Source organism: Psychromonas sp. B3M02, assembly GCF_003318165.1.
In the GTDB taxonomy this organism is placed as follows: domain Bacteria; phylum Pseudomonadota; class Gammaproteobacteria; order Enterobacterales; family Psychromonadaceae; genus Psychromonas.
This window is the reverse complement of the sequence record NZ_QOCB01000102.1, coordinates 2,502-5,058: the sequence shown is the minus strand read 5'-3', so window position 1 is coordinate 5,058 and position 2,557 is coordinate 2,502. Positions and strand designations below refer to the sequence as shown.

Annotated in this window: 4 protein-coding genes; 1 reads left to right on the top strand and 3 read right to left on the bottom strand. The window is 34.7% G+C overall.

What is annotated here, in order from left to right; all coding sequences use genetic code 11:
* Positions 1-228: 228 nt before the first annotated feature.
* From DS885_RS11190 to DS885_RS11180, 3 genes are all read right to left on the bottom strand, one after another.
* On the bottom strand, positions 229-777 hold the full coding sequence (locus DS885_RS11190) for a carboxymuconolactone decarboxylase family protein (RefSeq protein WP_113819519.1): 549 nt from the start codon (positions 775-777) through the stop codon (positions 229-231).
* Positions 778-1,066: 289 nt separating this feature from the next.
* Positions 1,067-1,657: a TetR/AcrR family transcriptional regulator gene (locus DS885_RS11185; RefSeq protein ID WP_113819518.1), complete on the bottom strand. Its 591-nt coding sequence runs from the start codon at positions 1,655-1,657 to the stop codon at positions 1,067-1,069.
* A 133-nt stretch (positions 1,658-1,790) separates the two neighbouring features.
* Positions 1,791-2,147: a hypothetical protein gene (locus tag DS885_RS11180; RefSeq protein ID WP_113819517.1), complete on the bottom strand. Its 357-nt coding sequence runs from the start codon at positions 2,145-2,147 to the stop codon at positions 1,791-1,793.
* Between the two features lie 258 nt (positions 2,148-2,405).
* Here DS885_RS11180 and DS885_RS11175 point away from each other — a divergent pair.
* A partial coding sequence (locus DS885_RS11175) for an arsenate reductase/protein-tyrosine-phosphatase family protein (protein ID WP_441344265.1) occupies positions 2,406-2,557 on the top strand: 152 nt, incomplete at its 3' end.

Below are 2,557 nucleotides of genomic sequence, written 5' to 3'. Positions count from 1 at the left end.
TATATTGATAATGCGTCAATAGAATAGGCTAACATTATGATTAAGAGTTACAAACGTTTTTTATTGGCTATGTTTATTTGATCCTTATCACTGTCATTAACTATTATGTTGTTTAATGAAAATTTATATACAATGAATCCAAACTTCAAAAGTAACCTATACAAAAAAAGGGGACTTGTTGAAAACAACAAGCCCCCTGAAAAGCGCTATTAATCATTAAACTTGAGATTATTTTTCCCAAGCAAAAGATTCAAACATTGGGTCAACAGGAGTTTTCGCTACGTGGTTAACGTAGTTACTGATTGTTTTCTGTGATAAACCAAGAATCACTTCTAATACTTGTTGTTGACCGTAACCTGCAGCGAAAAAGGCTTCCATTTCAGCAGCAGGTACATTACCACGCTCACGTACCATGCTTAATGTGAAGTCATGTAACGCTTGTAATTTAGCTGTAGGCATTTTATCACCGTTACGTAACGCTTCAGTTAATGCAGCATCCACATTCATAGAGTGAGCAATACCAGTATGAGCTGGTACACAGTAATGACATTCATGCTCAACATTGATGGTTTGCCATACAACCGTTAACTCTTCAGCATCAAAAGATGTGTTCGTGAACTGCTCATGTAATTGTGTGTAAGCTTTTAGAATAGTAGGCGCTTCAGCCATAGTACCGAATAGGTTTGGTACTACGCCCATTTGTTTAACTGCACCTTCAAGAATTGGCTTACTTTGTTCTGGAGCTGTATCTACTGTATGAATTTGAAATTTGCTCATTACTGTTACTCTCTCTAGTGAAAAATGTATTTTGAAGATGTCTCTTCATTAAGTAAGTTCATCATAGTGTATTGTGAACGAGTGTTCAAGTAATTTGTAACGATCGTTCAAAATTAATTTGTAAGTATAACTATTTATTAATCTAGAGTTAAAAAGAGCATGGAATAGTGGTAAACAGGAGGATTGATATTACTTTATAGTGAAGAAAATTGATTAAGCTATTATATTGTTTGTGACAAACCGCTGTTGAGTTAACAGGGCTTAAATATAATAGCTATAGATATTGATACTAATGAAATGGAGAGCCAATAAAAATTTCATTTACAAATTTATTGATGGTGTCGATATTACTGTTCACACGCGCATAAGTACGTAAACCTATGATTTGTACTTGGACATAACTTGCTAACTCTTTAGGATCTTTGTCAGAGGCTATTTCGTCTTGATCAATGGCTTGTGCAATGATCTCAGCAAACTTATCTTCAACATTAGCTAATAATAATTTAGCTTCATCGAGTAATTCTTTATTATCAGCTTCGGTGAGTTCTGAGATAGATTTAACTATCATACACATACAACTTGGTTTGCCTTCTAAGTTGTCGACCACCAGCTTTTTAATGAACAATTTAAGGCCTGCTAAAGGCGTTTCTGATTCTGCTAAACAAGCTTCTAATACTTCGCCTGTTTTATTGGCATAATATTGAATAGATTCTTTAAATAGATTGTCTTTGCTGCCGAAGGTTGCATAAATACTACCTGGACGAAGATCGATGGCGGTTTGTAAATTGCGCATAGACGTACCGTGGTAACCTTTACCCCAGTATAAATTGGTCGCTTTTTGGATTACTTCTTCTCGATCAAACTTGGCAACTTTACTCATAAACAATCTTATTATTTTTAATGGAACACTCGTTCATTATACAACTAAAGGGTCAGGTTACCAAGCGATACAAGGCATTTCTTAAGAACAGATTAAAATAAAAGGGAATGATTTGAGAAAGTATAAAGGGGGATTATTTATCTTTTTTACTATGAAACGCACTCGGCATAACTTCAACACCAACCATCCTTCCTAGTTTTACAATAATTGGGATAGTGATAGGGGCAAAGGGCAGTAATGCAAATACACCTAACCCTAACCCTTTCAAAATATCTAAAAACTGTTCATTTGCTATTTTCATTTCAGATTTAGTGGCTTGCCCCTTTGTATAACGTTTATAGATAACTAGCATTAACTTTGTCTCCTGCTTTTCTTGGGCAAGGGCGACTTTTAATTTAAGCATGGCACGCTTTGTTCTTAAGCGTGCTGCTAGCTTTTGAATTCGAATAACACGAATAGGGGCTTTATGGAATTTGCGTAATGTTTTCATTATTTACTCATTATGAAGCTTTGATAACAGTAAATGTGAAAAGACGTTACTGATAAATAGATTGTTATGCCTTCAGTCTACCTGTTAATTGTATAAACAAACACTAAGTTGTAATCAATTAATAATAAAAATCGTGTTCATATTTCAATATCATCACAAAGTTACTCCGTTTATTTTAGCAGCAGTAGATCGATTCAGAGATAATTGACCTTTACATGTGAATTATCATATATATGATAAAGGAAATATTATTAACTGATGGTAATAACAATGACAAACACGAAAAAATCGACAGTGCTTTTTCTATGTACGGGTAACTCTGCACGTTCACAAATGGCCGAAGCTTTATTACGACATAAGGCTGGCGACCTATTTGAAGTGCACAGCGCTGGTACTCACCCTGAAGCTGT

Bases quoted from the DNA above. Each gene is read 5' to 3' on its own strand.
- DS885_RS11185 (WP_113819518.1), bottom strand. From the start codon at position 1,657: ATGAGTAAAGTTGCCAAGTTTGATCGAGAAGAAGTAATCCAAAAAGCG.
- DS885_RS11190 (WP_113819519.1), bottom strand. From the start codon at position 777: ATGAGCAAATTTCAAATTCATACAGTAGATACAGCTCCAGAACAAAGT.
- DS885_RS11180 (WP_113819517.1), bottom strand. From the start codon at position 2,147: ATGAAAACATTACGCAAATTCCATAAAGCCCCTATTCGTGTTATTCGA.